The organism is Pseudoxanthomonas sp. CCNWLW251, from assembly GCF_037402255.1.
Lineage (GTDB): Bacteria > Pseudomonadota > Gammaproteobacteria > Xanthomonadales > Xanthomonadaceae > Pseudoxanthomonas_A.
This window is the reverse complement of sequence record NZ_JBBEGA010000005.1, coordinates 141038-167617: the sequence shown is the minus strand read 5'-3', so window position 1 is coordinate 167617 and position 26580 is coordinate 141038. Positions and strand designations below refer to the sequence as shown.

Sequence of the window (26580 nt, the reverse complement as noted above, 5' to 3'; positions counted from 1 at the left end):
CCGCGCATTCTACCGGGGCGTCCGGATCATCCCGAATTCCGCCCGCACGTCGCGCCTGCACAACTGCCAGACCACCAGGCCGTGCAGCACGGCGAACGCGAGGGCGGTCGCCCAGAGCATGGCCAGCGCCAGCAGTCGCAAGCCGGCCAGCTCGTTCCGCATCTCTTCGGTGCCGGGCTGGGATGGGAGCGACTGGATCCAGGAAAAAGCGGCGTCGATCACCGCGATGCCGGCGAAATTGGCCGCCGCGCCAGCCACCATGAAGAACACGAAACCCCACCAGCCCCAGGTGCGGCGACGGAGCAGGCCCACCGCAACCGCCAGGAAGGCGATGCAGACGCCCAGGAAGCCGACGGCGATCGCGGTCAGGTGCGTGAGCACCCACAGCGCGGGTGCGGGGGTCGACCGCGAAGCCAGGAAGCCCAGCACCGTCGCGGTATCCACCTGCCCGAGCAGCAGCCACGCCGCGATCACCTGCACCGCCGCGTACAGCGTGGCGACGATGCCCATGGCGATCGACACCTTCGCCGTGACGGTGACGAAGCCGGCGCGGGCGATGGCGTTCGGTGAAGACGCCATCGCCTACTTGAGAGTCTGCTCGAACAGCTTCAGCACACGCTTGTACTCATCCAGCCACGAGTCCGAGCGGGTGAAGCCATGGCGTTCGAGCGGATAGGCAGCGAGTTCCCAGTTGTCCTTGCGCAGTTCGATCAGCTTCTGCGTCAGCACGACGGAGTCCTTGAAGAACACGTTGTCGTCGATCATGCCGTGCGCGATCAGCAGGCGGTCCTGCAGTCCGGCGGCGTATTCGATCGGCGACGAGGTGCGGTAGGCCTCGGGATCCAGCTCGGGCGTGTTGAGGATGTTGCTGGTGTACTCGTGGTTGTACTGCGTCCAGTCCACCACCGGGCGCAGCGCGGCGCCGGCCTTGAACGTGCCGGGCTCGCGGAACAGCGCCATGAAGGTCATGAAGCCGCCGTAGCTGCCGCCGTAGATGCCGGCGCGGTCGCGGTCGCCCTGCTTCTGCTCGACCAGCCAGTCCAGTCCATCGAGATAGTCCTCGAGTTCCGGATGGCCCATGTTGCGGTAGATCGCGGTGCGCCAGTCGCGGCCGTAGCCCTCGCTGGCCCGGTAGTCCAGGTCGAGCACGATGTAGCCGCGCTCCACCAGCAGATGGTGGAACATCTGTTCGCGGAAATAGTTGGGATAGCGCGCGGTGACGTTCTGCAGATACCCCGCGCCATGCACGAACATGACGATGGGGTAGCGCTTGCCGGGTTCCATCGTCTTCGGGCCGTAGTACTTGCCCCAGACCACGCCGGCGCCATGCTTCGACGGCACCTGCACGTACTGCGGCTCGATCCATTCGCGCGCCTTGAACGCCGCGCTGCGGGTGTCGGTGAGCGGCTTCGGCGTGCCGCCGTCCATGCCCACGACGGACAGTTGGGCCGGCGTGTAGCTGCGGGAGTGGCGGACCAGCAGCTGGCGTCCGTCCGGCGATGCACTGAAACTCTCCACGCCGTCCAGCGCGGTGACTTCGCGAAGGCCGTTGCTGGCAAGGTCGAGCTTGCAGACTTCGTAGTCACCCGGCCAGTCGCGGTTGCACAGGAAGAGGAACCCGTTGCCGTCGGGCGTGATCTCCGGTTCCGACACTTCCCATTTGCCGGAAGTGCGTGCGCGTGGCTTCTCGTTGCCGGTCGCCGTATACAGGTGGGCGTAGCCGGATTCTTCCGACAGCAGCCACAGCGTACGGTTGTCCGGCAGCCAGCCGAACTGGTTGAAACCCCAGTTGATCCATGCAGCGTCGGTCAGACGGTGGCGCGGCAGCAGGCGGGCGCCCGGCAGGTCGACTGTGGCGATCCAGCGATCCTTGTTGTCGATGGCATGTACCTGCACCGCGACCTTGGTGCCGTCATTCGTCCAGGCGATCGCGCTGCCGTTGCTGTCGTTCTCCACGCGCACGTCGCGGTTGCCCGTCAGGGGCTCCTTGCCGGCCTTCTTGCGCAGCGCGGCCAGGGGATCCTTGTCGATGCCCGGCAACGGATCGAAGGCGAGCGGCTTCACGCTGCCATCGGCCAGGTCCACGCGCCACAGAGCGTGCGGCAGCGGCGCATTGCGACCCACGCGCGTACGCACATCCTGGAACTCTTCATAGCCGGATTCGGTGACGTACTTCGGCATCTTGCCGCCCTGGCCGGCATCGGCCCCCTTCTTGCGGGTCACCACCAGCAACCAGCGGCCATCGGGAGAAAGCGAACTGCTTTCGATCTCCACCTCGGCGCCCAGGTAGACCGGGGCGGGCGCGCGGGTGGGGTCCGCCTTGCGCCAGGCCTCCGCCTGCTTCTGCGCGGTTTCGCGCTGGGCACGGTCGTCGGCCAGCGTGCGGATCGTGCGCAGTTGCTGCTCGCGCAGGGCGTCGGCCTTCGGTGCGGCCAGCGGATCGCGTTCCGCCTTCAGTTCGGCGACCGTCGTCGTGCCGGTGCCTGCGGCCCAGCGATACCACGTGCTGCCCACGCGCCAGATCACGGCGCCGTCATGGGTGAAGCGTGCCTGCTGCTCGGCTTCGTTGGTGCGCGTGACCTGCGTGAGCGTGCCGCTGCGCAGGTCGCGCACAAACAGGTCGCCGTTGCGCGACAGCAGCATGCGCTGGCGGGTCGCGTCGTAGACGGGATTGCCGGTGTCGAGTCCTGCGCGCTGGTCATCGGCGATGCGCCGCGCGGCGCTGCCGTCCAGTGCCTGTTCGAAGGTGTCGCGTACCACGCTGGCGTCGCGCTTGAGTTCGTACTGCACCTGCTTGCCGTCCCATGCCCACCACGCGCGCTCGACCGGGGGGCCGATCCAGTCCGGCTCGGCCATCGCCTGTTCGATCGTGAGCGGTGTGGAGGTCTGGGCGTGTGCCGCGGGGACGAGGGCGAACGGCAGCAGCAGGGCAAGCAGGGCGGGGCGCATCAGGCATCCGTTAGTGCGAGGTGAAGGGGCAAGATTACCAGCCCCTCCGCCGCACTCCTGCCGCCGATGGTCATGCATCGCGTGAACGCCGTGCGGGTTTCGCACATGGGGCATTTCCCGCACAATCCCCGCTTGTCCACTCGCGGGGCGCGATACGCGCGAATGCAAGCCTACGTCTACAAGACCGAGCGCAAGGCCGACACCTTCGTCTACCTGGCGAAGCGCGACGACTTCACCCTCGTGCCCGAGCCGCTGCGTACCCAACTGGGGCCCCTTTCGTTCGTGCTGGAAGTGGCGTTGACCCCCGACCGCAAGCTGGCGCGCGAAGACGCCAAGGTAGTCCGCGAGAACCTGACCGCGCGCGGCTTCCACATCCAGTTCCCGCCCCAAGCCGATCCCACCGTTCGCCCCAATGCCTGATTTCCGGCTGCAGCCCCGTCCTGTCGCCCTGGTCGCCTTGCTGGCGGGCCTGCTGCTGGCCGGCATTGGCGGATGGGTGGGCGGGATTTTCGCTGCCGTGGCGGCATGGCTGGCGCAACCGGCCGTGGCGCTGGGCGTGTCGTGGCTGCGGGGCACCCGCGTGCTGGCGCCCTCGCATGCCTGGCGCGAGGACGTGCCGGCCCTGGTGCTGGCGTGGGCGGTCGCGTTCGCGGGTACGGCCCTGCTGCTGGCGTGGCCGTTGGCCTCGTTGCGCGACAGTGGCAGCCTCCCGGCCGCGCTGGGTGTCAGCGCGGTGGTGGGTGCGGTGATCGTCGGGCTGTGGCGGACCTGGCCCCTCTGGCATGGCCTGGAGCGTGATGGTGGCGCCCTGTCCGCGCACTGGCGTGGCCTGGTCGAACGCGACTTCCATGCGTGGCGCGGCCTGGCGGTGGCGACGCTGTTGACGCTCGCCGTGGCCGGTGGCCTTTCCCTGGCGTGGACGGACCTGGTGCCGGACGCTGCGCGTACCGGTGCCGCCGTGGCGTATGCGCTGCTGTTGCCGCTGGTGCACTGGGGCGTGCAACGGCTGGACGGGGCCGGTGTGTTGCCCGTCGTGGAAATGCCCGGGAGCGACGCCGTTGCCCTCCACGCAACGGACGTGGAGGAGGCGCCTGGACACGGCCTGGACCTGGAGCAGGCGTTGTTCGATGCCGCCCGCGCCGGACGCGTGGACCGTGCGCTGGAACTGATCGAGGCCGGCGCGGATCCGCATGCCGTGCCGGCGGAAGGCTCGCGCGACCAGCGCAGTCTCGGGGCTCTGGCGGCCGTGCTGCCCGACCTCCGTCTGCTGCGCACCCTGATCGCGCATGGCGTGGACCTCAACCATGCGCATGCCGGCGTGACGCCGCTGCTGGCCGCGACGCGCGACAGCTGGCACGGCCGCCCGGACGCGGTCACCACGCTGCTGGCCAACGGCGCCGATCCGCGCATCGCCGACGCGGATGGCAACACGCCGCTGCATCACGCCGCCCGCAGTTCCGATCCCGGCGTGGTCGCATTGCTGCGCGACGCCGCTGCGGAACTGGATGCCTTGAACCATGACGGCCTCACTCCGCTGGGCGTCGCCTGTGTGGCCGGCAACTGGAGGCTGGCGAAATTCCTGCTGGAGCGGGGGGCGCGTCCGGATCCGCAGGGCGGGCAACCCGTCCTGCTGGCGGCGGCCTCGACCGAAGAAGACGACCCTGCCGGCGTGCAACTGCTCCTCAAGCACAAGGCGAAGGTGGATGCGCGCGACGCCCAGCGCCGCAGCGCGCTGCATGAAGGCGCGTATGCAGGCCATGCGGAAATCGCGGCATCACTGCTGGCCGCCGGTGCCGATGTGCATGCGCGCGATGCACAGCAGCGCACGCCCTGGCTGGAAGCCGCGCGCGGAGGACACCTGGGCGTGCTCGAAAAGCTCGCCGAGGCGGGAGCCGACCGGCAGGCGGTCGACGCGGATCGCAGGAATGCGCTGATGCTCGCATGCACCGCCGAACATGCTTCGCCGGCGCTGGTGCGCCGGCTGCGGCAATGGGGCATCGATCCCGAAGCCACCGACGCCCAGGGCCGGCGCGCGGTCGATCTTGCTGCCGAAGCGGGGCGCTGGGCGCTGGTCTCGGCCCTGGACCCCGGCTATGCGCTGCCCACCGCCGTGGCGACGGCGGATGACGAAACGCCGCCCGACCGTGCGCCGGTGGCACTGCTGCGCGAGGGCCTGGCGAGCGGCCAGGTGGAGGGCATGGAGGCGCTGGCGCGCCTGAGTTCGCGCGATGAGCTCGGTGCCCTGCTGCACGACCCGGAGATGCAGCGTCCGACGCGTCTGGCATGGTTGCTGCGGCAGGGTGCCGATGCCGACCATCGCAACGCGCAGGGCGACACCCTCGCATTCGCCCTGCTGTCCCAGGGGCCTGCGGGCATGCCCGCGTTGGCGACATTGATGGCGCGTGCGGTTTCGCCGGCCGGTGCCGGGGGCCTGGCGCGCTTCATGGCCGCCTGCGCGGCGGACGACCAGGCGGCGCGGACGCTGGAGTCCTGCGCACTGGACCTGCTCGAGCGCGGCGCGGATCCGTTCGCCGCCTCCCCGCAGGGCGATCCTGCGCTGTCGCTGGCGGTGCGCCTGGGTTGGCAACGGGTGCTCGACCGGCTGCTGGATATCGGCGTGGACCGCGAGGCGCGCGACAGCCACGGCATGACCGCGCTGCACTTGGCGGCAGTACTCGGCCGCGAGACCGCGCTGAAACACCTCATTGCCAAGGGTGCGTCGCCCGAGTCGCGCGCGGCCGATGGGCAGACGCCGCTGGGTGTCGCGCTGGCGTGCGGACGCCGTGACCTGGCCGACTGGCTGGACTGGCGCATCTGGTCGCTGCCGCGTCGCGCGCTGCGTCCCGCCGACCTGCCGGCGGCGGCCATGGCGGGTGATCGCGATGCCGTGCGGCGGTTGCTCGATCTCGGCTTCGACGTGGACTCGCCCGACGCCCAGGGCTGCACGGCGTTGCTGCGTGCCGCGGGCGGCGGATTCACGCCCACGGTGGAACTGTTGCTCGCGCGTGGCGCCGATGCGCAGCGTGCCGCCAATACCGGCGCGACGCCGCTGTCGGCCGCGGTGAGCATGCGCCAGGCCGACATCGTCAGTGCATTGCTTGGCGCAGGCGCCGACATCGAATACCGGCTGCCCGGTGGGGTGACCGTGCTGATGCTGGCGGCGGCGCTGGGCCTGCCCGAAATCGTCGCCCGCCTGATCACCGCCGGCGCCAACGTGCATGCCGGCGATGCGCAGGGACTGACGCCGCTGCATTGCGCCGCCCTGTATGGATTCACCGCGCGCGAGAAGCCGCGCCTGGTAGCGTTGCTCGACACCCTGCTGCTGTCCGGCGCGGAATCCGAACAGGTCGCGGCGGGATCGGTGACGCCGCTCCTGTTGCTGCTCGGTTCCCGGGCGGAGCCCGGCACCGCCTGCGACGAGGAAGTCGTGCTGGCCGGCCTGGAACGCCTGCTGGACGAAGACGTTTCGCTCGACGTGCAGGATCCGCGCGGCTTCGGGCCGCTGCACCTGGCGTCGCTGCATGGCCTGCTGCGCGTGGTCAGTCGCCTGCTCCGCGCCGGCGCCGATCCGGAGCTGCGCGATGCCTTGAACCGCACGCCGCGCGAGATCGCGGTGATGCGCGGCTTCATCGACGTGGCGGCGGAATTCGTTCCCGCCACGCCGGGCGCGGGCGCATCGATGGCCCGCTTCCTGCGCGATCGCGGTTAACGTGCCGGCGGCGGAACGTCTTCGCCTGTCGCGTCGGCTTCGAAGAGTTTCTCCAGGTCGCTGATCGCATCGCGTGCAGTCTGGATCACCGCACCGTCGTCGTCGTACACCAGGTACTGGGCGCGCATCAGGCTTTCGTCGTGCTGGCGGAAGCGGCGGGTGTGCTCGGCGGCGGTCTCGGGCGGTATGCCCAGTTCCACCAGTACCTGCTGCGCCATCTCCAGGCTTGATCCCAGCGTTTCGCGATAGGCCTCCGCGCTCAGGTCCATCAGGCGCCACGCGTGCTGCCGGTTGCGCGCCCGCGCCAGTACGCGCGCCTCGGGGAACATGCGCCGGATCAGCCGTGTCGCCTTGATGTTGGTGTCGGGGTCGTCCATCGCCACCACGAAGACCTTCACATGCTGCGCGCCGGCCGACCGCAGCAGGTCGGGGCGCGTCGGGTCGCCGTAGTAGAGCCGGATGTTGCCGAACCGCCGCAGCGTGTCCACCGTCTCGGGACTGTTCTCGAGCGCGACGAACGGGATGCGCTGCGCCGTGAGCAGGCGCGCGACGATCTGGCCGAACCGGCCCATGCCCGCGATCAGGACTTTCGGCTGCTCGTCCGGAATGTCGTCGAAGGCACGGGTCGCCGGTCCGGATCGCCGCACGTGCGCCGGCAGGCGATGCAGGCCCAGCAACAGCACCGGCGTCAGCGCCATCGAGATGCCCACGATGGCGGTCAGCTGGTTGCGCAGTTCGGCGTCCATCAGACGCACGCGCGCGGCTTCGCTGAACACGACGAAGGCGAACTCGCCCCCCAGCCACAGGGTGCCGGCCAGCATCAGCGCGCCGCGCGGATCCAGCCGTCCCGGCCAGCGCCCGACACAGAACAGCAGCGTGAACTTCACCGTCAGCAGGATCAGCACGCCGGCGGTGATCAGTTCCGGCTGCTTCACCACCGCGTCCAGGTCGATGTCCATGCCGACGGCGATGAAGAACAGGCCCAGCAGCAGCCCCTTGAACGGATCGATCTGCGATTCCAGTTCGTGGCGGAATTCCGAATCGGACAACAGCACGCCGGCAAGGAACGCGCCAAGGCCGGCGCTGAGGTCGGCCAGTTGCATGAACCATGCGATGCCCAGCACCACCAGCAGTGCGGTGGCGGTGAACACTTCGGGCATGCGGGTGCGCGCCACGATGCGGAACAGGTGCCGCAGCAGCAGCCGTCCGCCGACGATCACGATGGCGACGGCGCCGACCGCATGCAGCACCATGGTCCAGGTCAGCGTTTCGTTCTTGGCGCCGCCCAGCAGCGGGATGGCGGCAAGCAGGGGAATGGCGACCAGATCCTGGAACAGCAGGATCGCGAAGCCGAGCCGGCCGTGTTCGGTGGTGAGTTCCTTGTGTTCGGACAACAGCTGCAGGCTGACGGCCGTGGACGACAGCGCGAGTCCCAGCCCTATCACCAGCGCGGTCTTCCAGTGATGTTCGAAAAGCAGCGCGACCCCGCCCAGCACCAGCGCACTCAGCATCACCTGCAGGCCGCCCGCGCCGAACACCGGCTTGCGCATCACCCGCAGGCGCGACGGCGACAGTTCCAGGCCGATGACGAACAGCATCATCACCACGCCGATCTCGGCGGCATCCAGGATGCGGTCGGCATCCCGCACCAGCGCAAGCCCGTCCGGACCCAGCACCACGCCGGCCACCAGGTACGCCAGCACGGCCCCCAGGCCAAAGCGCTTGAACACCGGCACCGCGATCACCGCGGCCAGCAGGAATACCAGCGTCAACTCCAGACCACTACCGTGCATGCGTCACCTCGCGCGGATAGTATGCGGCGGACGGAGCTGGTCCGAACCCATTCTCGGAAACCGAAGCGGGTGGCGTGCGGCCAGGGCACGATGATCCATGGACAAAGGAGGAGGTAGTGAAGCAGGGCATCGGGTGGGGCATGGCCATGGTGGCAGGGATGCTGGCAGTGTGGAATCCGGTTTGCGCCAAGGAGAGGACCGACACTGTCGAGGGCAGTGATCTGCGCAATCAGGTGGTGGGCAGCATGCTCCTGACCGGCAAGCTGGTCGTAGGCGCCGACGGCGCGATCAACGCTTACGCCATTGACGGTGCCCACAAAGTGCCGCCGCAGGTATTACAACACGTGGCGCGGCATGTTCCGAGCTGGCGGGTGATGAAGACCGGAGGTATCCCAGTGGAGCAGCGCTTCAGTGTGCGGGTCATGGCCACGCCGCAGGGCGGCGACAACTACGCGTTGTCACTGGTAGGTGCTGCGATCGCCAGGCAGCCGAATCCAGACGAAGACATCGCTGTTGTTGGCCGCCGCGAACGCCCCGAATATCCTCGCGCGCACCGAAACATCGGCGTCAGCGGCACGGTGTACATGGCGCTAAAAGTCGGGCGCGACGGCAAGGTGCAAGACCTGATGGCCGAGCAGGTCAACCTGGATTTCGTCGGCTCGCCGACCGAGGTCGCGCAAGTGCGGGCGGACTTCGCAGCACATACGGCGGCTGCGGTGCGGCGATGGAAGTTCCGCCTGCCGGCGTCGGGTCCTCTCGCCGCCGAGTCTCATGTAGTGGTGCGTGTCCCGGTGCGGTACACAATGGAACAGGTGCCGGGCTACGGGGAATGGGAGTACTACGTGCCCGGACCGCAGCGTGCGGTGCCATGGTCGGATCAGGATGGCATGGCGATCGGCGCCGGCGAAGCTGGCGTGCCCAAGCTGGTCGGGGTAGGCCCTTACCTGGAGATGCCGCTCGAACCCCGTCGCGGGTTGCGTGCATCAGGCGCATACACCATTCCTTAGTCCATCCCGTCCAGGAGGAACCTTCAATCGACTCGCTTGCCCGTTGTCGCCATCGGTATCTCGTCGGATAGAAGCGTTCGCTCATTGCTTCACGGAACAACAGATCTCGTCATCCGATCTGGCGAGGTTCATTCCACGACGAGTTTCGTCCTCCCGCCGCCATCAACCCGCCAGGACATGCAGCAGGTGCTTCCCGTACTTCCCGGTGGGCGTGGCGCTGACCATGACGACCGCATAGGCGAAGATCAGAGCGATCGCGGTGAAGGCGATCACCGCCGGCCACGCCAGGCGGCGGGGTAGCGCGATGCGCTTGTGCTTGTTGCGGATGAAGAATTCGGCGACCAGTAGATTGGGAACGAAGAACAGATAGAGGATCGCGTAGTCGAACAGGCCGCTGGTGGTGCCTGTACCGATGCCGGCGCCGCCGGTCAGGTCCTTCCACGCGCGGAACTCCAGGTCGAATACCCATGAGCCCAGCACCATCGCGAACAGGCGGATGGCCCAGGCGCGATGCAGCTCGAACCGTTTCGCCCGCGCATGCAGGTATGCCATCACCGCGCTCAGCATCAGCACCGCGCCCCAGATCGCGAACGCGATGGAGGCGGCCGGCGTGTAAGCACCGTGCGTCAGGATGAACGACATGCCGCCGACGCCCGCCAGGAGGCCTGCGCTCACGTAGACCCGCCCCATCCAGCGATGCACGGCGCGATGGCGGGTGCGGATACGCGCCGACAACAGGATCGGCCAGGCCAGCACCAGCACCGTGCCCGTGACGAAGTGGACACCGATGCCGATGTTGGCGATCCAGTCGGAGGCGGTCTGCATCGGCAGGCCGTCCATCAGGGCGCGCCACTGCTCGAAGTTCTTGAACGTCGCCCCGGTGGCCCGGAGCGCGATGTAGGCACCGAAGGCCAACAGGCCGATCAGGGTCACGAAACGGAAGACGCGAGCGATGCCGCGGAGCCCTCGTTCCGCGACGGAGGCCTGCGGCGCCCCGGTCCGGTCCATGCGCATCGTGCCTTGCTCACTCATGGCGTTTCCTTTCCGGGCTGTTCCGGGTCGCTCCCGGCGCCGACAGCGTCCGGTCGTGGCGAGGGGATGTCGTTAGGGGAGTCGCAGGGCGCGATGAGGAAAGCTCAGGAACGCCGGTGGCCGGCCCGAGCGCGTCGGCACCTATACTGGATCGGGCGGGGCAGGCTCCGCCGGGGGACCGCATGCCGCAACCTGATCCGAGCCGCCTGGTCTTCGACGACGTGGTCATCGACTTCGCCGGTCGGCGGCTGATGCGCGCGGGCGGCGAGCAGTCGCTGGAACCCAAGGCCTTCGCCGTGCTCGCGCTGCTGGCAGGTTCGCCCGGCCGGGTGTTCACCCGGGAGGAGCTGTTGGATGCGGTCTGGGGCCATCGCCACGTCACCCAGAGCGTGCTTAACCGGATCATGAGCCTGCTGCGCCAGGCGCTGGGCGAGGACGCCCAACACCCGCGCCTGCTGCATACCGTGTATGGGATCGGCTATCGCTTCGATGCGCCGCCGGTCGATAGCGTCGCAGCGCAAGAAGCACCGACGGCCGCACCCCGTTTGCGCTGGGTGTGGATCGTGGCCACGGCGGCCCTGGTGCTGCTGATCGTGGCGATGACCGCCTGGATGCCGCGCGGCGCCATTCGCAACACGTCCAGCGTGGCGGCCGGGGCGCAAGCACGGCCTTCGCTGGCCGTCCTGCCGTTCGCCGACCTGTCGCAGGCGCGCGATCAGGCCTACATGGCCGACGGCCTTGCCGAGGAAATCCGCAACCAGTTGGCGCAGTCTCCCGCGTTGCGCGTGGTGGGCCGTACCTCCAGTGCGGCGGTCAACCGCAGGCGCGATGACCTGCGCGCCGTCGGCCATGCGCTTGGTGTGGCCTATCTGCTGGAGGGCAGCGTGCGCCGCGAGGGGAGCCACCTGCGTGTCACCGCGCAGTTGATCCGTGCCGATGATGGCTCCCACCTGTGGTCGAAGACCTACGCGCGCGAACTGCGCGACGTATTCGCGGTGCAGGACGAGGTTGCGCGCGATGTGGCGCGAGCGCTCAGCGTGAAGCTGGATGTGGCCAGGTTCAACCGCGAACAGGGCGGCACCACGCAGGTCGACGCTTACGAACGATTCCTGCGCTGGCGCAGCATCGTGATGCGCGAGCAGTTCGACTTCGAACACGACCGCCTGCGCCTGCAGCTCGCGCGCGAGATGGTGGCGCTGGATGCGCAATGCGTGCTGTGCTGGGATGCGCTCGCGGTCTCGCTGAATGCCATGGCAGAGGAACTTGACGACGTGCAGGCCGATCGGTTGCGTGCAGAGGCGTTGCAGATCCGGAACCATATCGCCCGCATCGCGCCTGAGAGCTGGGTGGCCAGGCGCGACCGGTCCAATGCGCTGTGGCGCGAAGGCAGGCGGGCCGAGGCCATCGCGCTGGCCAGGCAGATCACCGATGCCGGACCGTTGACCAAGGAGCGCACGTGGGACTACGCCTACATGCTCTATGCGATGGGCCATCTGGAGGACACCATCGCGCTGGTGGAGCAGGTGCGTGCCACCGAACCCAGGGCGCTGTTCCTGTCGCGCGACCTGCAGTACGACTACACCGCCGCGCGTCGCTACGCGGACGCGGAAGCCGAATACCAGCGCGGTCTTCGGCTGGAGGGCAGCCAGCGCGAGCCGGATTACGTGGCTTTTTTCCGCCAGCTCGCGGGCCGGCGGCCCGGAGGGACGCCTGAGCTGCAAGCCCTGCATCGCCGTTTGCTGCGGTACGACGGTCTCGATACGCCATTCTTGCGCGATCTGGGCGAAGTCCTGGACGACCGGGAAGCGATGCTTGCGCTCGTACGCCGTGCGCTGGCGGACGATGCTTACGCCGGCGGAGTCGAGGTCGCGTACGCACGCACGAGCGTGGCAGACGCACTGGGGGATGCGGGCCTGGCGGTGAGGTCGTTGCGCAGGGAACTCGAAGCCCGGCCCGGATTCGAGGACGGCACCATGGCGCAACACGCCTACGTCGCCTTCTGGAACGTGCCGTACTCCGGTGCACGCGCGCACCCCGACTTCAAGGCGTTGCTCGTGAAAGCCGGCGTGGTCGACTACTGGCGGCAGACTGGCCGGTGGGGCGACGGTTGTGGTCCGGTGGGAGCCGACGATTTCCAGTGCCGATGAGCGCAACCCCCTTTGCCTGGCCGCGCGTTGGCACTTGCACTTGCCTGCCGGAGGCGGTCGTCATCGCGCTTCCCGTCCCTCGTCGTGTGCACAGGGCCGGTTCCGGCCTTGGCCGTGCATGCGTTGTCTCGTGGCGATAGTATGCGGCGGAAGGGCCCGCACCGGGCCGCATTTCCACGGATGAGGGAGAGGATGATGAAGCAAGGAATCATGTGGCGCGCCGCGATCCTGATTGCCGCCTTGATGCTGGCACAGCCAGCCTTGGCCCAGGGGGCGGCGGCCGTGCGCAAGCAGGTGGAGGCCAGCCTGCGGGTGACCGGATCGATCACCATCGCCACCGATGGCAGTGTCGAGCGCGTGGAGCTGGATGCGCCGGAAGCGTTGCCCAAGGGCATCGCGGCGTTCGTCGGCGGCAATGTCGCGGCGTGGCGCTTCGAACCCGTGCTGGTGGATGGCAAGCCACGCCGCGCGTTGACGAAAATGAGTGCGCTGGTGGTGGGCAAGTCGATAGGTGATGACCAGATGCAGGTGTCCATCCGCGGCGCGGACTTCGGCGACTATGCAGCGACTCCCGAGGCCGAGCGCGTTGTTGCGCTCAAACTCAAGCCGCCGAGCTACCCGGCCGGTCCGGCCCGGAGTGGTGCACAGGGCACCGCCTACCTGCTGGTCAAGGTCGAGCGTGACGGCAGCGTCGGCGAAGTGGCAACCGAGCAGGTCAATCTGCGCATCGTCACCAACGAGGCGCAGATGAACCAGTACCGCGAACGTTTCGCCACCGCCGCGATGGCGGCGGCCCGGACATGGACGTTTACCCCGCCGACCGTAGGCGAGGAGGCAACGCAACCGTACTGGGTGGTGCGTGTGCCCGTGGACTTCACCTTCAGCGGCCAGCAGCGCCAGGGCAAGTGGGAGGTTTACGTACCCGGCCCGCGATCACGTCCGATCTGGGCGCCGGATGAAGATCAACCCGGATTCGCTCCTGGTGCGCTCGCCGAGGGTGGCGTCCACCTTGCCGGCAACAAGAGCGGCCCCCGGCTGCTGACCCCACTGGATGGCGCCTAGCATGGCGTGAATGCCGTCGCGGCCGATACGCGCGCGGAAGCCAACGAAAAAGCCCCGCATCGCGGGGCTTTTTCTTGTCTGCTGTCGGAGCGGCTCAGCGCTTCATCGAGCTGAAGAACTCGTCGTTGGACTTGGTGTTCTTCATCTTGTCCAGCAGGAACTCCATCGCCGCGATCTCGTCCATCGGGTGCAGCAGCTTGCGCAGGATCCAGATCTTCTGCAGCAGTTCCGGTTCGATCAGCAGGTCTTCGCGGCGCGTGCCGGAGCGGTTGATGTCGATGGCCGGGTAGACGCGCTTCTCGGTGATGCGGCGGTTCAGATGCACTTCGCTGTTGCCGGTGCCCTTGAACTCTTCGTAGATCACCTCGTCCATCTTGCTGCCGGTCTCGACCAGCGCCGTGGCGATGATGGTCAGCGAACCGCCTTCCTCGACGTTACGCGCGGCGCCGAAGAATCGCTTCGGGCGGTGCAGGGCGTTGGCGTCCACGCCGCCGGTCAGCACCTTGCCGGAGCTGGGCACGACGTTGTTGTAGGCGCGGGCCAGGCGGGTGATCGAGTCCAGCATGATCACCACGTCCTTCTTGTGCTCGACCAGGCGCTTGGCGCGCTCGATCACCATTTCGGCAACCTGCACGTGGCGGGCGGCCGGTTCGTCGAAGGTCGAAGACACCACTTCGCCACGCACGGTGCGCTGCATTTCGGTGACTTCTTCCGGACGCTCGTCCACCAGCAGCACGATCAGGTGCACGTCCGGATGGTTGGTCGTGATGGCGGTGGCGATCTGCTGCATCATGATCGTCTTGCCCGCCTTGGGCGGCGACACGATCAGCGCGCGCTGGCCCTTGCCCTGCGGCGCCATCAGGTCGAGGATGCGGCCGGCGATGTCTTCCGACGAGCCGTTGCCGCGCTCCAGGGTGAAGCGGCGGCGCGGGAACAGCGGCGTCAGGTTCTCGAACAGCACCTTGTTCTTCGACGCCTCCAGCGGCTCGCCATTGATCGTGTCGATGGTCGACAGCGCGAAGTAGCGCTCGCCGTCCTTCGGCCAGCGGATGCGGCCGGCCAGGTGGTCGCCGGTGCGCAGGTTGAAGCGGCGGATCTGGCTGGGACTGATGTACACGTCATCGGGGCCGGCCAGGTAGCTGGCCTCGGCCGCGCGCAGGAAGCCGAAGCCGTCCGGCAGGATTTCCAGCACGCCGTCGGCGGCCACGCCCTCGCCATGGCGGGTCAGCACCTTCAGCAGGGCGAAGATGACGTCCTGCTTGCGGGCACGGGCCACGCCTTCCTGGATGTTCAGCTGCTCGGCGATGTCCAGCAGCTTCGGCGCCGGCATGCGCTTGAGATCGCCCAGCGAATACTGGGGGAACCCTTCGGGCACGTTCGGCATGGCGCGCGGCACAAAGGCGTCCTGGCCATTGCCGTTGCCATCCTGCGGCAGGCCGTCGTTGCCCTGGCGCTCGCGGTTGCGCTCGCGGCGGTTGCGGAAACGGTCACGGCGATTGTTGTTGTTGAAGCGGTTGCCGTCGCGCTGGTCGCCGCCGTCCTGCTGCTGGCCGCCCGCCTGGTTCTGCGGCACCGGCGCGTCGCCGCCACCGTCATGGGCCGGGCCGGGCCCCGTAGGGGTGGGGGCGCGCTCGCTGGTCACCGGCGGCAGCGGGAGCTGCGGCGCCGGGTCGATGCGCTCTGCCGGTGCGGCGGCGGTATCGGCGGGCGTGGTCTTCGGGACGCGGGCTTTGCGCACGCGCTTTTCGGCGGGAGCGCCGGTTTCGTTGCTGCTGTCGGACAAGGTGCGATTCCTCGCTAGGTGGCGAGCGCCGGCGTTGCGGCGGCGGGGTGAAGTGAAGAGTGGGTATTCAGATCAGATGGGTGCGGCGCATCCCCTGCGCCGGATTTCGGGTTCGACACTACCACCGGCCCGGGAGGGCGGCAAGCCGCGTGGGGGCGATGGGTTCAAGCGGATTCAGCCTGGGCCCCCGCCTGGACGGGGGCTCACGGGGCATCAGGCGGCCTGGGTGCCCAGGGCCTTGTCGATCATCTGGGTCAGCTGCCCCTTGCCGACGGCGCCGATCTGGGTGGCCTGGATCTGGCCATCCTTGAACAGCAGCAGCATCGGGATGGAGCGCACGTGGTACTTGATGGCGGTGGCGCGGTTCTCGTCCACGTTCACCTTGGCGACCTTCAGCTTGCCGCCGTAGGTCTCGGCCAGCTCGTCGAGCACGGGCGAGATCATCTTGCACGGGCCACACCATTCGGCCCAGAAGTCCACCAGTACGGGTTCGCCGGACTGCAGCACGGCAGCATCGAAATCGGCATCGCCGACGTGGGTCACTTTGTCGCTCACGGGGATCTCCTGCGGAGTCCGCGGCCGGGCGCGGACGGGTTCGGGCCGGGACGGCCACCACTATTGGGGTAAACTGGGGCGTTCCGCGACCTTTTCAAGGTTACCCAGGTGGTCGCGCAACCCGGCACAGGGGGCGCAGTGTGCGACGCCGGTACGGCCGATGCAAGCACACCCACCGCATTCATAAGAGACGCGCGCGGAACACAGCGACGCAAAGAAGAAGGCATGAGCGACAAACCGTTAACCGATATCACTTTCTCCTCGTTCGACCTGCATCCGGCGCTTCTGGCCGGGCTGGAAGCCGCAGGTTTCTCCCGCTGCACGCCCATCCAGGCGATGACGCTCCCGGTTGCCCTCGCGGGCCGCGATGTGGCCGGCCAGGCGCAGACCGGCACCGGCAAGACGCTGGCGTTCCTGGTGGCGGTGATGAACCGCCTGCTGATCCGCCCGGCGCTGGCCGATCGCAAGCCCGAGGATCCGCGCGCGCTGATCCTCGCGCCGACCCGCGAACTGGCCATCCAGATCCACAAGGATGCCGTGAAGTTCGGCGCCGACCTGGGGCTGCGCTTCGCGCTGGTCTACGGTGGCGTGGACTACGACAAGCAGCGCGAGATCCTGCAGCAGGGCGTGGACGTCATCATCGCCACCCCCGGTCGCCTGATCGACTACGTCAAGCAGCACAAGGTGGTCAGCCTGCACGCCTGCGAGATGTGCGTGCTGGACGAAGCCGACCGCATGTTCGACCTGGGCTTCATCAAGGACATCCGCTTCCTGCTGCGGCGCATGCCCGAGCGCACCACCCGGCAGACGCTGCTGTTCTCGGCCACGCTGTCGCATCGCGTGCTGGAGCTGGCCTACGAGCACATGAACGAGCCCGAGAAGCTCGTCGTCGAGACCGAGTTCATCACCGCGGCCAGGGTGCGCCAGAAGCTCTACTACCCGGCCGATGAAGAAAAGATCCCGCTGCTGATCGGCCTGCTGTCGCGCAGCGAAGGCGCGCGCACCATGGTGTTCGTCAACACCAAGGCGTTCGTCGAGCGCGTGGCGCGCGCGCTGGAACGGGCCGGCTACCGCGTCGGCGTGCTGTCCGGCGACGTGCCGCAGAAGAAGCGCGAATCGCTGCTGAGGCGATTCCAGGCCGGCCAGCTCGAATTGCTGGTGGCCACCGACGTGGCCGCGCGCGGCCTGCACATCGATGGCGTGTCGCACGTGTTCAACTACGACCTGCCGTTCGATGCCGAGGACTACGTGCATCGCATCGGCCGTACCGCGCGCCTGGGCGCCGAGGGCGATGCGATCAGCTTCGCCTGCGAGCGCTATGCGATGTCGTTGCCCGACATCGAGGCCTACATCGAACAGAAGATCCCGTCCGAGCCGGTCACCGCCGAGCTGCTGACCGCGCTGCCGCGTCCGGAGCGTCCGAAGCCGGCAGCGGGCGAGGGCGATGACGAAGAAGAAAGCGTCAGCCAGATCTTCCGCGAGGCCCGCGAACAGAAGGCGGCCGACGAAGAGCGTCGTGGCGGTGGCCGCAAACCCGGTGGATCCGGTGGCGCGGGTCGTCGCGAAGGTGCTCGCCGCGACGGTCCGCGTTCGGCCGATGGCAAGCCGCGTCCGACGCGCGCACCGCGTCCGCCTCGCCCCGAAGGCGAGGCTGTCGTCGCCGTGGCGGCCGCAGCGGCACCGGCGGCGCATCCTGCCGAAGTGGCGCGTCCCGAGGTTGCCGCGTTGCCGGAAGGCGAGCGCAAGCCGCGCAAGCGCCGCCGCCGCCGTCACGGCCGTCCGCTCGAAGGGGCCGAAGGCGCCGTGGCGAACGTCGCGCCGTCCGCACCGAAGCCCGCGTCCGCACCGAAGCCGGCCGACGAGAACGCGGGTTTCCTGACGCGGCTCGGACGCAAGATCCGCTCGCTGGTGTCCGGCGGCTGAGTCGCATCGCTGCGCGTGAGGAGAAGAAGCCGGGCATGTCCCGGCTTCTTCTTTTGTGCGGCAGCATCGCCAGTGTCTTGATCGGTCCGGCATAATCGACGGACATGAGCGTCCTTCGATTCGAAAACGTCAGCAAGCAGTACCCCGGTGGCCATGCGGCACTGGAGGACGTCAGCTTCGAGGTGGCCGAGGGCGAGATGCTGTTCGTCACCGGCCATTCCGGCGCCGGCAAGAGCACCCTGCTGAAGCTGATCCACCTGAGCGAGCGGCCCAGCCGCGGTGCCGTGGTGTTCGGTGGCAGGAACCTGCTGAAGGTCCGTGGCGGGCGTATTCCGCTGCATCGCCGTGATGTGGGCGTGGTCTACCAGGACCACCGGTTGCTGACCGACCGCACGGTGATGGAGAACGTCTCGCTGCCGCTGATCCTGCGCGGCGACCGACGGGGCGACATCGGCAAGCGCGTGCGCGAAGTGCTGGCACGGCTGGGCCTGGGCCATCGCGAGAAGGCGCTCCCCACCCAGCTGTCCGCCGGCGAGCAGCAGCGCGTGGGCATCGCGCGCGCCATCGTCGCCGAGCCGCGCCTGCTGGTGGCCGACGAACCGACCGGCAACCTGGACCCCACGCTGGCGGCCGAAATCATGTCGCTGTTCGCATCCATGCCGGAACGTGGCACCAGCGTGCTGGTGGTCAGCCATGACCTGTCGCTGCTCAAGCGGATGAAGAAGCGCGTGCTGATCCTGGACCACGGCAAGCTGGTCGACGACATTTCGCCTGCGGACCTGGCCGAATGAGCGATCTCGAGAACACCCGCGTGCGGCGGCGCTCCGGCGCCGGCATCTGGCTGGACCAGCATCTCTACAGCTTCGTTTCGAGCCTCGGCCGTGCGGTGCGGCGCCCATGGGCCACGCTGCTGACCATCGGTGTGATGGCGGTGGCATTCGTGCTGCCGTTGGGTCTGTGGCTGGCCCTGCAGAACGTGGGTCACTTCGCGGGCGATGTGCAGCAGTCGCGCGAGATCGATCTCTTCCTCGCGCCGGAGACACCGGTTGCGCGTGCGGAGGCGTTGGCCGAGGAATTGCGGGCACGCACCGATGTCGCCAGCGTGGCGGTACGCACGCCCGAAGAGGGCCTGGCCGAATTCCGCGAGCGCAGCGGGTTGAGCGCGTCGCTGGACCTGCTCGATGGCAATCCGCTGCCCAGCCTGTTGGTGGTCGTGCCCGAAGGCGACGAGGCGCGGCTTGTCGCTGCGCTCGAAGCCTTGCCGGAAACCGATCTGCTGCAGCACGACGCGGCATGGCGCGAGCGCCTGGCCGGATGGATGGGCTTCGGCAAGCGACTGGTCTGGGTGCTCGCTGCGCTGTTCGGACTGGGTGCTTTGCTGGTGGTGGGCAACACGGTGCGCCTGGACATCCAGTCGCGGCGCGAGGAAATCGGCGTACTGCAGTTGCTGGGCGCCAGTGATGGCTTCATTCGACGTCCGTTCGTCTACCTGGGCGCCTGGTACGGCCTGGCCGCAGGCGCGTTGGCGCTGGGCCTGCTGACGTTGGCGGCATGGGCCCTGCAGGCGCCGCTGGCTGCGCTGGTGCGCAGCTACGGCAGCCCGTTCTCGCTGGTCGGGCTGGACCCGCTTGGCGCGACGGCCGTCGTGGCGGCGGCTACGGTCATCGGCTGGGTGGGGGCATGGCTGGTGACGGGCCACTTCTTGCGTCAGACTCGACCGACTGAAACCTGAGATTCCTCCCCTTCATGGCCCAAGAGCTCCGGCACCTGATCAGCGACGCGCCCCGCGTGATGGTGGTGGACGGGTCCAAGCTGGTCCGCAAGCTGATTGCCGACGTGCTGCAGCGCGAGTTGCCGGGGGTGCAGGTGATCGGCTGCTCGAGCGTCGCCGAAGCGCGCAATGCACTGGCGGGCGGTGAAGTGCACCTCGTCACCACGGCGCTGGCTCTGCCCGATGGCGACGGACTGGAGATCGCGCGCAGCGTGCGCGAGGCGGCGGGACAGGCGTACGTGCCGGTGATCGTGGTCTCCGGCGATGCCCAGCAACATCTTGAAGAGCGTCGCTTCACCGAGTTCGTCACCGATTACTTCGACAAGTCGCTCGGCCACGAAGCACTGGCGACCTTCATCCGGGGTTACGTGCAGCCGGAACCGATCGTGGGTGCCACGATCCTGTACATCGAAGACAGCCGCGTCGTCGCCGAGACCACGCGGCGCATGCTGGAGCGCCAGTCGCTCAACGTGGTGCACGTGCTGAAGGCCGAGGACGCGTTCGCCCTGCTCACGGCGGAATCATTGGGCCTGTCCACGCACAAGTTCGACCTGGTGCTGACCGACGTCATCCTGAAGGGCGAGTTGAGCGGTCGCGACATCGTGCAGCGCATCCGCGTGGACTTCGCCTACGGCAAGCGGCGGTTGCCGATCCTGGTGATGACCGGCGACAGCAACCGCGACAACCAGGCCGAACTGCTGCAGGCCGGCGCCAACGACCTGGTGCTGAAGCCCATCGCCGAACGCCTGCTGGTGACCAAGGTGCTGTTCCAGCTGCGCCTCGCGCGCATGGACGAATCCCGCAGCCTGGTCTGAGGCGCGCGCGACACCGCATGACCGACGACGACCGCATCAAGCTGGAGCCTTCGTGGAAGGCGCACATCGGCGACTGGCTGCAGCGGCCGGACATGCGCGAGCTGTCGGCCTTCCTGCGCCAGCGCAAGGCCGTGGGTGCGCGCATCTATCCGCCCGGGCCGCAGATCTTCGCCGCGTTCGACGCCACGCCGTTCGATGCAGTGAAGGTGGTGATCCTCGGCCAGGATCCGTACCACGGACCCGGCCAGGCGCATGGCTTGTGCTTCTCGGTGCTGCCGGGGGTACCGGTGCCGCCGTCGCTGGTGAACATCTACAAGGAAATCAATGCCGACCTCGGCATTCCGCCGCCGGATCACGGCTGCCTGCTGCCGTGGGCACGCCAGGGCGTGCTGCTGCTCAATGCCGTGCTGACGGTCGAGGACGGTCGTGCGGGTGCGCACCAGGGCAAGGGCTGGGAAGGGTTTACCGACCATGCCATCGAGACGCTGGCACGCGAGCGCGAAGGCCTGGTGTTCCTGCTGTGGGGCAGCTACGCACAGGCCAAGGGCAAGGTCATCGACACGCGTCGCCATCGCGTGCTGCGCGCGCCACATCCCTCGCCGTTGTCGGCGCATCGCGGGTTCCTGGGCTGCGGGCATTTTTCCGCGACCAACCAGTACCTGGCGCAGCGCGGACACGCGCCGATCGACTGGCGGTTGCCGCCGCGCGACCAGTTGGTGCCCTGAAGCAAGCTGTGCGCTGGGATGTGGGAGCGACGTCAGTCGCGATGATTTACTCGTAACGCTTCATCGCGACTGACGTCGCTCCCACGCCGCACACGCCTGTTTCCAGGCGTCAGCGCGTACGGCGGCGCTTCTGCGGTGGTGAGACCGGAGGCGGCGGCGTGACCGGGATGTTCTTGATCTCGCCCTGCAACTCTTCCAGCATCGGCACCATCTTCTGCTGCACGGCGGTCATGATGTTCTGCATCAGCGCGGGGCTCTTCTCGAGCATGCGCTGGCCGGCGGCGCTTTCGTAGAACTTGGTGATCGCGCGCACGTCCTCGCGCGTGTAGGTCTTCTTGTAGACGTCCAGATATACAGGGCGCATCTCTTCCCACGACAGCGCCTTGCGCACGATCTCCCGGGTCTTTGCCTGGATCCGGGCGACCTCGGCCTTCTGTTCCTCGGTCATCTCCTTGCCGGCGAAGTGCTTGTCGAACTCCTGCTGCTGCACCGCTTCCATCTGCGGAATCATCCCGGCCAGCAGACTCTCGGCACGGGACGCCTTCAGCAGGCGGTCGATGTCGGTATCGGAAGGCTCGGCGGCGAAGGCTGGACCGGCCAGGGCCAGCGCGAGGACCAGCAGCGCGCGAAGGAACGGGTGCGCCGCGTTCAGCGAGGGTCGAATCATGCGGTAGGGACGGCGTGGAGCGGGGCCACAGGGTGCCTGCCCGGGAGTAAATCTGGTGTTAATCGTCGGCAAATCCACCCCCCCGCGCTGCGAACGGACACGCATCCTGACTACAATCCCCACATGGGGAGCAATGCACTCGAGATCACGCCCACACTGGCGATTCCGGACGACGAACTGGTCGAGCGCTTCGTGCGCGCCAGTGGCGCCGGCGGCCAGAATGTCAACAAGGTATCCACTGCCGTGGAACTGCGTTTCGACGTGGCCGGCTCGCCGTCGCTGCCCGACGCGTTGCGCGAGCGCCTGCTGGCCAAGCGCGACCGTCGCCTGACCGACGAGGGCGTGCTGGTGATCGATGCGCAGCGTTTCCGCACGCAGGACCGCAACCGCCAGGACGCACGCGAACGGCTGGCCGCCATCATTGCCGCCGCGCTGGTGGTGCCGAAGAAACGCGTGGCCACCCGGCCCTCGCGCGCCGCCAAGGCGCGTCGGCTGGATGCCAAGCGCGAGCGCAGCCAGATCAAGCGCGGCCGCTCGCAGAAGAACCAATGGGAGTAATTGTTTGAGCGACGACATCATTCCGCGCATCCCGCCCAACATGCCGCAGGTGCCGCCGAACCGGTTCACCCGCTGGCTGGGTCGCACGTTCCTGCGCACGTTCGGCTGGAAGATGACCGGCACGCTGCCGGACATCCCGAAGCTGGTGATGATCGTGGCGCCGCATTCGTCCAACTGGGACGGCATCTGGGGCATGGCCGCGAAGATCGCGATGGGCTTCCAGGTGCGCGTGCTGGGCAAGGCGCAGCTGTTCTGGTGGCCGCTGTCGCCGCTGCTCCGGAAGCTGGGCGTGGTGCCGGTGGACCGCAGCTCGCCGCAGGGCACGGTGGAGCAGGCCGTGCGCATGCTGCGGCAGTCCGAGAAGATGTGGTTCGCACTGACGCCGGAAGGGACGCGCAAGCGCGTGGACAAGTGGAAGGGGGGCTTCCTGAAGATCGCCCACCAGGCGCAGGTGCCGATCCTGATGGCGTACTTCCACTATCCGGAAAAGACCATCGGCATCGGCGACGTGTACTACCCCACCGGCAACATGGACATCGACATGGCCGCGATCCGCGATTGGTACCGGCCGTGGCAGGGGAAGAATCGCGGGACGGTGTGAGGCTGCAGGCCGGGCAAGCGGCCATCCGATCCACACGCGTTGATGCCAATGGATCCCCGCGTTCGACGGGATAACGAAGTGACCACGCCCCGTCGTCCCAGCGAAGGCTGGGACCCATCTTGATTCTGCTCTTGCACGGGTTGGCCCCGGGTAACGCGTGCAAGGGCAGTGAAGCCGCTGCGGGAACACCTCGGGTTGACCAGGTGGCAACGGCGCAATGGATCCCAGCGTTCGCTGGGATGACGGAACCCGTCACCACGGGCGCGCCGGGTCGCGATGGCGTTCCATCAGATAAACAAAAGCCCGCCTTTCGGCGGGCCTTGTTCCTGTCCGTGGCGCAATGCCTTACAGCGGCTCGCCGCCCAGCTTCCAGGTGATCTGCAGGTAGTAGCTGCGGCCCATGGAATCGAACCAGGACGTGTCGTAGTACGGATAGTTGGACCACGTCGCGTCGCGCGGCGGCATCTTGTCCAGCAGGTTGTTGACGGTCAGCGATACCCGCAGATGGTCGGTGACGTCGTAGCGGCCGCCGGCATTGAAGCGCCAGGTTGCGCCGGTCCACGCGTCGTTGCCGTAGTTGGCCACCTTGCCAAGGTAATTGCCGAACAAGCTGGCACCCCACGCATTGCGGTCCCAGCTCATGCCCAGGTTGCCCTTGTGGCGCGGCAGGGTGGTGGCGCTGAAGCTGACGTCGAGCATGTCCTCTTCCGGGTCGCCTGGGTACTGCTGGCGCGTGTGCTCGTCGGCCCAGGTGTAGCTGCCGGTGAAGCGGAAGTCGCCGGCACTGGCCGTCTGCAGCCGGTAGTTGGCGGTCAGGTCGATGCCCGAGGTTTCCTCGTTGGCGATGTTGATCGGACTGAAATGCACGCTGGTGATGTAGCCGTCGGCATCGCGGATCACGCGGGCCAGTGCGTCCACGCAGGTCGGCGAGTTGATATCGACGCTTTGCCCGCTGTCGGTGACACCGAGGCGGCAGTCGGCCTCGGTGCTGCGCAGCAGCTCGCGGTCCTGCGTCTGGACCTGGTTCATCACGCGGATGCGGTAGTAGTCCACCGCCAGGTCGAAGTTGGCGCTCGGCGACCAGACGAAACCGACCGAGGCCGAGCGGCTGGTTTCGACATCCAGGTCCATATTGCCGGTGTAGACGTCGAACGTGGAGCCATCCCAACTGCCGTCGTCGTAGCACTCGTCGTTGCTGTAGCCGGGTTCGTCGGACCGGCACATGTAATAGTCGGTCGCGTAGCGGGTGCGGTAGTAGTCGTCGCCGGCGAACAGGTAGTGCATGTCCGGCGCCCGGAAGCCTGTGCCGTAGGAGCCGCGCACCAGCAGGGTGTCGACCGGGCGCCATTCCAGGCCCGCGCTGTAGGTGAACTTGCCCGGGTTCTTGTTGCCGTAGCTGTAGCGGTCGTATCGTCCCGCCAGGCTGGCTTCCAGCGTGGACGCCACCGGCAGGCGCAGCTCGGCCGCAGCGCTCCAGCGGTTGCGGTCGCCGCTGCCGTCGCCGTAGCGCGGGCCGTAGTAGGCGTCTTCGGTCAACGCCAGCGGATCGGGGTTGATGCGGTAGGACTGGCGGCCGTACTCGATCGCCGCCGCGAAACCAGCATCGCCGGCCGGCATCGAGAACAGGCTGGAGTTGTCCGTGGTGAAGCTGACGTTGTCGTTCTTCGCCACGGGATGCCAGGTGGACATGGCGCCGATCGAATCGAACTCGGCCGTCGTCAGCGGCCGGAACAGGCGCGAAGGATCGGCGTTGTAGATGGCGTAGCCGTCGTCGTCGTAGCCCAGCAGCGGGCCGAGGAAAAGTTCGTTGGCCGCCGCCGCGCGGATGCGTGGCATCTCCACGTCGGCCTTGTACTCAGAGTGGTTGTAGGCCGCTTCCCAGTTCCATGCCTCGCCGAAGCCGCCAGTGAAACCCGTGGTCACCGCCAGCGTCTTCTGCGTGGTGGTGTTCATGCGGTTGCGCAGGCCGCCGATCTCTTCCGGCGTGAACTGCCGGGACCAGATCTCGTACCGCTCCGTGGCGGCGTTGTAGAAGACCTTGTTGCGGTAGTTGTTGGTCGAAGCGGGATCGTGGAATTCCCAGCCCATGTGGTCGCTGGCCGCGAGGTTGCCGTTGGTGCCGGTCAGCAGCTTGACGGTCTGGTGGCCGGCCTGCACGTCGGCGAACCAGGACAGGTTGTCGTTGATCCGGTACTCGAACGCGCCGTAGGCGGTGATGCCGCGGCGCTCGTTCTGGATGGTGCGGTAGGCGATGGCGCGATCGCTGCCGCAGTACGTGCCGTAGTCGGGGTCCTCCGCCAGCACGGTGGTGCCTTCGTTCAGGCCGGCCATGCCGGCGCAGCCGTCGGTGGGCGCGACATTGAGGTCGTTGTCCCAATCGTAGAGCTGGGCGGTCATGCGGGGGAGACGACGTTCCTCCGTCGGCGCATCGAAAGTGGAGTCCTGGTTGCGGCGCTCGAAGCCCCACAACGGTCGCTTGTCGAGCAGTTCCACGCCGACGATGCCGCTGAAATCGCCACGCTCGAAGCCGGTGGTCAGCGTCAGTTTGTGCGATTCGCCGCCGCCGCGCTCGGTATCGCCATAGCGGTAGTCGATGATGGTGCCGTCGGTGGACTTCTTGAGGATGAAGTTGATCACGCCCGCCATCGCGTCCGAGCCGTAGACGGCGGACGCGCTGCCGGTCAGCACCTCCATGCGCTCGATCATGCCCAACGGGATGTTGCCGATGTCGGTGAAGTTGCTGCGCCCGTTCAGCGGCAACGGGAAGTCGGCGACGCGCCGGCCGTTGATCAGCACCAGCGTGTGGTTGGGGCCGAGGCCGCGCAGATCCACCGCTTGGGCACCCGGCGTGGACTGAGCATTGGTGGTGTTCTGCTGGCCGTAGACGCTGCCGCTGTTCTGGCTCAGCGAGCGCAGGACATCGGCGACCGAGGTCAGGCCCGCAGCTTGGATCTGTTCGGCGGTCACCACGGTGATCGGTGCAGGGCCTTCGATCTCCGCCCGCTTTATGCGCGAGCCGGTGACCTGCAGGGTTTCCAGCTGGGTCACGGGCTCTTCGACCTGCGCGGCGCCTCCACCGGGAGGTGTTTCCTGCGGTGCGGGACGCGGGGGCGGTGCGCGGCGCGGAGTGGCGTCGGCCTGCACGATCAACACGGCGCCGGAAGCGTCGCGCTTGGCCTGGAAACCACTGCCCTGCAGCAGGCGATCCAGCGCCTGGTCGGTCGACGTGGCGCCCTGCACCCCGGTGGTGCGCCGGCCCTTCAGCTGATCGGCGCGATAGACCAGCTGCGTGCCGGACTGCTTGGCCAGCGTGTTGAGCGCTGCCGTCAGTTCGCCCGCAGGCAGGTCGATGCGGCCCGGGGCCGCCTGGGCCTGCGCGGCGAGTGCCGCGCTACAGGCCATGCTCAACAGCAGGACTCGCACTGGGTACTGCATCGACGACTCTCCCCGTGGTGCTCGGAATGGCACCTCTCGCTATCAGGA

General features: G+C 67.9%; 20 protein-coding genes. 12 read left to right on the top strand and 8 right to left on the bottom strand.

The annotated features are described in order from the left end of the window. Nucleotides 1–9 precede the first annotated feature (9 nt). Both WBN46_RS17320 and WBN46_RS17315 read right to left on the bottom strand, forming a co-directional pair. Complete coding sequence (locus tag WBN46_RS17320; RefSeq protein WP_337732662.1) at nt 10–579, bottom strand: hypothetical protein; 570 nt, start codon at nt 577–579, stop codon at nt 10–12. Nucleotides 580–582: 3 nt separating this feature from the next. Next, nucleotides 583–2949 (bottom strand): S9 family peptidase, encoded by a 2367-nt coding sequence (locus WBN46_RS17315; protein ID WP_337732661.1) that lies wholly within the window; start codon nt 2947–2949, stop codon nt 583–585. A gap of 162 nt (nt 2950–3111) precedes the next feature. Between WBN46_RS17315 and WBN46_RS17310 the strand changes: the two genes are divergently transcribed. Both WBN46_RS17310 and WBN46_RS17305 read left to right on the top strand, forming a co-directional pair. Next, complete coding sequence (locus WBN46_RS17310; protein WP_337732660.1) at nt 3112–3369, top strand: YcgL domain-containing protein; 258 nt, start codon at nt 3112–3114, stop codon at nt 3367–3369. Next, the gene (locus WBN46_RS17305; protein ID WP_337732659.1) at nt 3362–6658 is read left to right on the top strand and encodes an ankyrin repeat domain-containing protein; all 3297 of its coding nucleotides are present in this window, start codon (nt 3362–3364) and stop codon (nt 6656–6658) included. The genes WBN46_RS17310 and WBN46_RS17305 overlap by 8 nt, the downstream gene beginning before the upstream one ends. Here the strand turns inward: WBN46_RS17305 and WBN46_RS17300 are convergent. Further along, nucleotides 6655–8451 (bottom strand): monovalent cation:proton antiporter-2 (CPA2) family protein, encoded by a 1797-nt coding sequence (locus WBN46_RS17300; protein ID WP_192202864.1) that lies wholly within the window; start codon nt 8449–8451, stop codon nt 6655–6657. The two genes, WBN46_RS17305 and WBN46_RS17300, sit on opposite strands and share 4 nt — an antisense overlap. 116 nt (nt 8452–8567) lie before the next feature. On the opposite strand from WBN46_RS17300, the gene WBN46_RS17295 reads away from it, so the two are divergent. Next, nucleotides 8568–9458, top strand: coding sequence for a hypothetical protein (locus WBN46_RS17295; protein WP_337732658.1), 891 nt, complete (start codon nt 8568–8570; stop codon nt 9456–9458). A gap of 162 nt (nt 9459–9620) precedes the next feature. On the opposite strand, the gene WBN46_RS17290 is transcribed toward WBN46_RS17295, so the two are convergent. After that, nucleotides 9621–10490, bottom strand: coding sequence for a DUF2306 domain-containing protein (locus WBN46_RS17290; RefSeq protein WP_337732657.1), 870 nt, complete (start codon nt 10488–10490; stop codon nt 9621–9623). A 182-nt stretch (nt 10491–10672) separates the two neighbouring features. On the opposite strand from WBN46_RS17290, the gene WBN46_RS17285 reads away from it, so the two are divergent. Together WBN46_RS17285 and WBN46_RS17280 are read left to right on the top strand one after the other, a co-directional pair. Beyond that, complete coding sequence (locus WBN46_RS17285) at nt 10673–12637, top strand: winged helix-turn-helix domain-containing protein (protein ID WP_337732656.1); 1965 nt, start codon at nt 10673–10675, stop codon at nt 12635–12637. A 195-nt stretch (nt 12638–12832) separates the two neighbouring features. Beyond that, on the top strand, nt 12833–13699 hold the full coding sequence (locus WBN46_RS17280) for a protein tonB (RefSeq protein ID WP_337732655.1): 867 nt from the start codon (nt 12833–12835) through the stop codon (nt 13697–13699). 94 nt (nt 13700–13793) lie between these two features. Here the strand turns inward: WBN46_RS17280 and rho are convergent, their stop codons facing one another. Then, nucleotides 13794–15482, bottom strand: coding sequence for a transcription termination factor Rho (gene rho, locus WBN46_RS17275; protein ID WP_337732654.1), 1689 nt, complete (start codon nt 15480–15482; stop codon nt 13794–13796). A gap of 213 nt (nt 15483–15695) precedes the next feature. After that, nucleotides 15696–16037 carry a thioredoxin TrxA gene (gene trxA, locus WBN46_RS17270; RefSeq protein ID WP_055939299.1) on the bottom strand — a complete coding sequence of 114 codons (342 nt, stop codon included), beginning with the start codon at nt 16035–16037 and terminating at the stop codon, nt 15696–15698. A 225-nt stretch (nt 16038–16262) separates the two neighbouring features. Here trxA and rhlB point away from each other — a divergent pair, with 225 nt between their 5' ends. From rhlB to ung, 5 genes are all read left to right on the top strand, one after another. Next, nucleotides 16263–17960 carry an ATP-dependent RNA helicase RhlB gene (gene rhlB / locus WBN46_RS17265; RefSeq protein ID WP_337732653.1) on the top strand — a complete coding sequence of 566 codons (1698 nt, stop codon included), beginning with the start codon at nt 16263–16265 and terminating at the stop codon, nt 17958–17960. Nucleotides 17961–18064: 104 nt separating this feature from the next. Beyond that, nucleotides 18065–18751: a cell division ATP-binding protein FtsE gene (ftsE, locus tag WBN46_RS17260; RefSeq protein WP_192202871.1), complete on the top strand. Its 687-nt coding sequence runs from the start codon at nt 18065–18067 to the stop codon at nt 18749–18751. Beyond that, nucleotides 18748–19692: a permease-like cell division protein FtsX gene (gene ftsX / locus WBN46_RS17255; protein ID WP_337732652.1), complete on the top strand. Its 945-nt coding sequence runs from the start codon at nt 18748–18750 to the stop codon at nt 19690–19692. The genes ftsE and ftsX overlap by 4 nt, the downstream gene beginning before the upstream one ends. A 14-nt stretch (nt 19693–19706) precedes the next feature. After that, on the top strand, nt 19707–20546 hold the full coding sequence (locus WBN46_RS17250; RefSeq protein WP_192202873.1) for a response regulator: 840 nt from the start codon (nt 19707–19709) through the stop codon (nt 20544–20546). A 17-nt stretch (nt 20547–20563) separates the two neighbouring features. Then, on the top strand, nt 20564–21271 hold the full coding sequence (gene ung / locus WBN46_RS17245) for a uracil-DNA glycosylase (protein WP_337732651.1): 708 nt from the start codon (nt 20564–20566) through the stop codon (nt 21269–21271). A gap of 109 nt (nt 21272–21380) precedes the next feature. Here the strand turns inward: ung and WBN46_RS17240 are convergent, their stop codons facing one another. Beyond that, nucleotides 21381–21938, bottom strand: coding sequence for a DUF2059 domain-containing protein (locus WBN46_RS17240; protein WP_337732650.1), 558 nt, complete (start codon nt 21936–21938; stop codon nt 21381–21383). Between the two features lie 123 nt (nt 21939–22061). Between WBN46_RS17240 and arfB the strand changes: the two genes are divergently transcribed. Both arfB and WBN46_RS17230 read left to right on the top strand, forming a co-directional pair. Then, on the top strand, nt 22062–22496 hold the full coding sequence (gene arfB / locus WBN46_RS17235; RefSeq protein WP_337732649.1) for an alternative ribosome rescue aminoacyl-tRNA hydrolase ArfB: 435 nt from the start codon (nt 22062–22064) through the stop codon (nt 22494–22496). A gap of 4 nt (nt 22497–22500) precedes the next feature. Further along, a complete protein-coding gene (locus WBN46_RS17230; RefSeq protein ID WP_305079813.1) occupies nt 22501–23097 on the top strand; it encodes a lysophospholipid acyltransferase family protein in 597 nt (198 codons plus the stop codon). A 345-nt stretch (nt 23098–23442) separates the two neighbouring features. Here the strand turns inward: WBN46_RS17230 and WBN46_RS17225 are convergent, their stop codons facing one another. Next, nucleotides 23443–26499, bottom strand: a complete 3057-nt coding sequence (locus WBN46_RS17225; protein WP_337732770.1) for a TonB-dependent receptor — start codon at nt 26497–26499, stop codon at nt 23443–23445. Between the last annotated feature and the right edge of the window lie 81 nt (nt 26500–26580).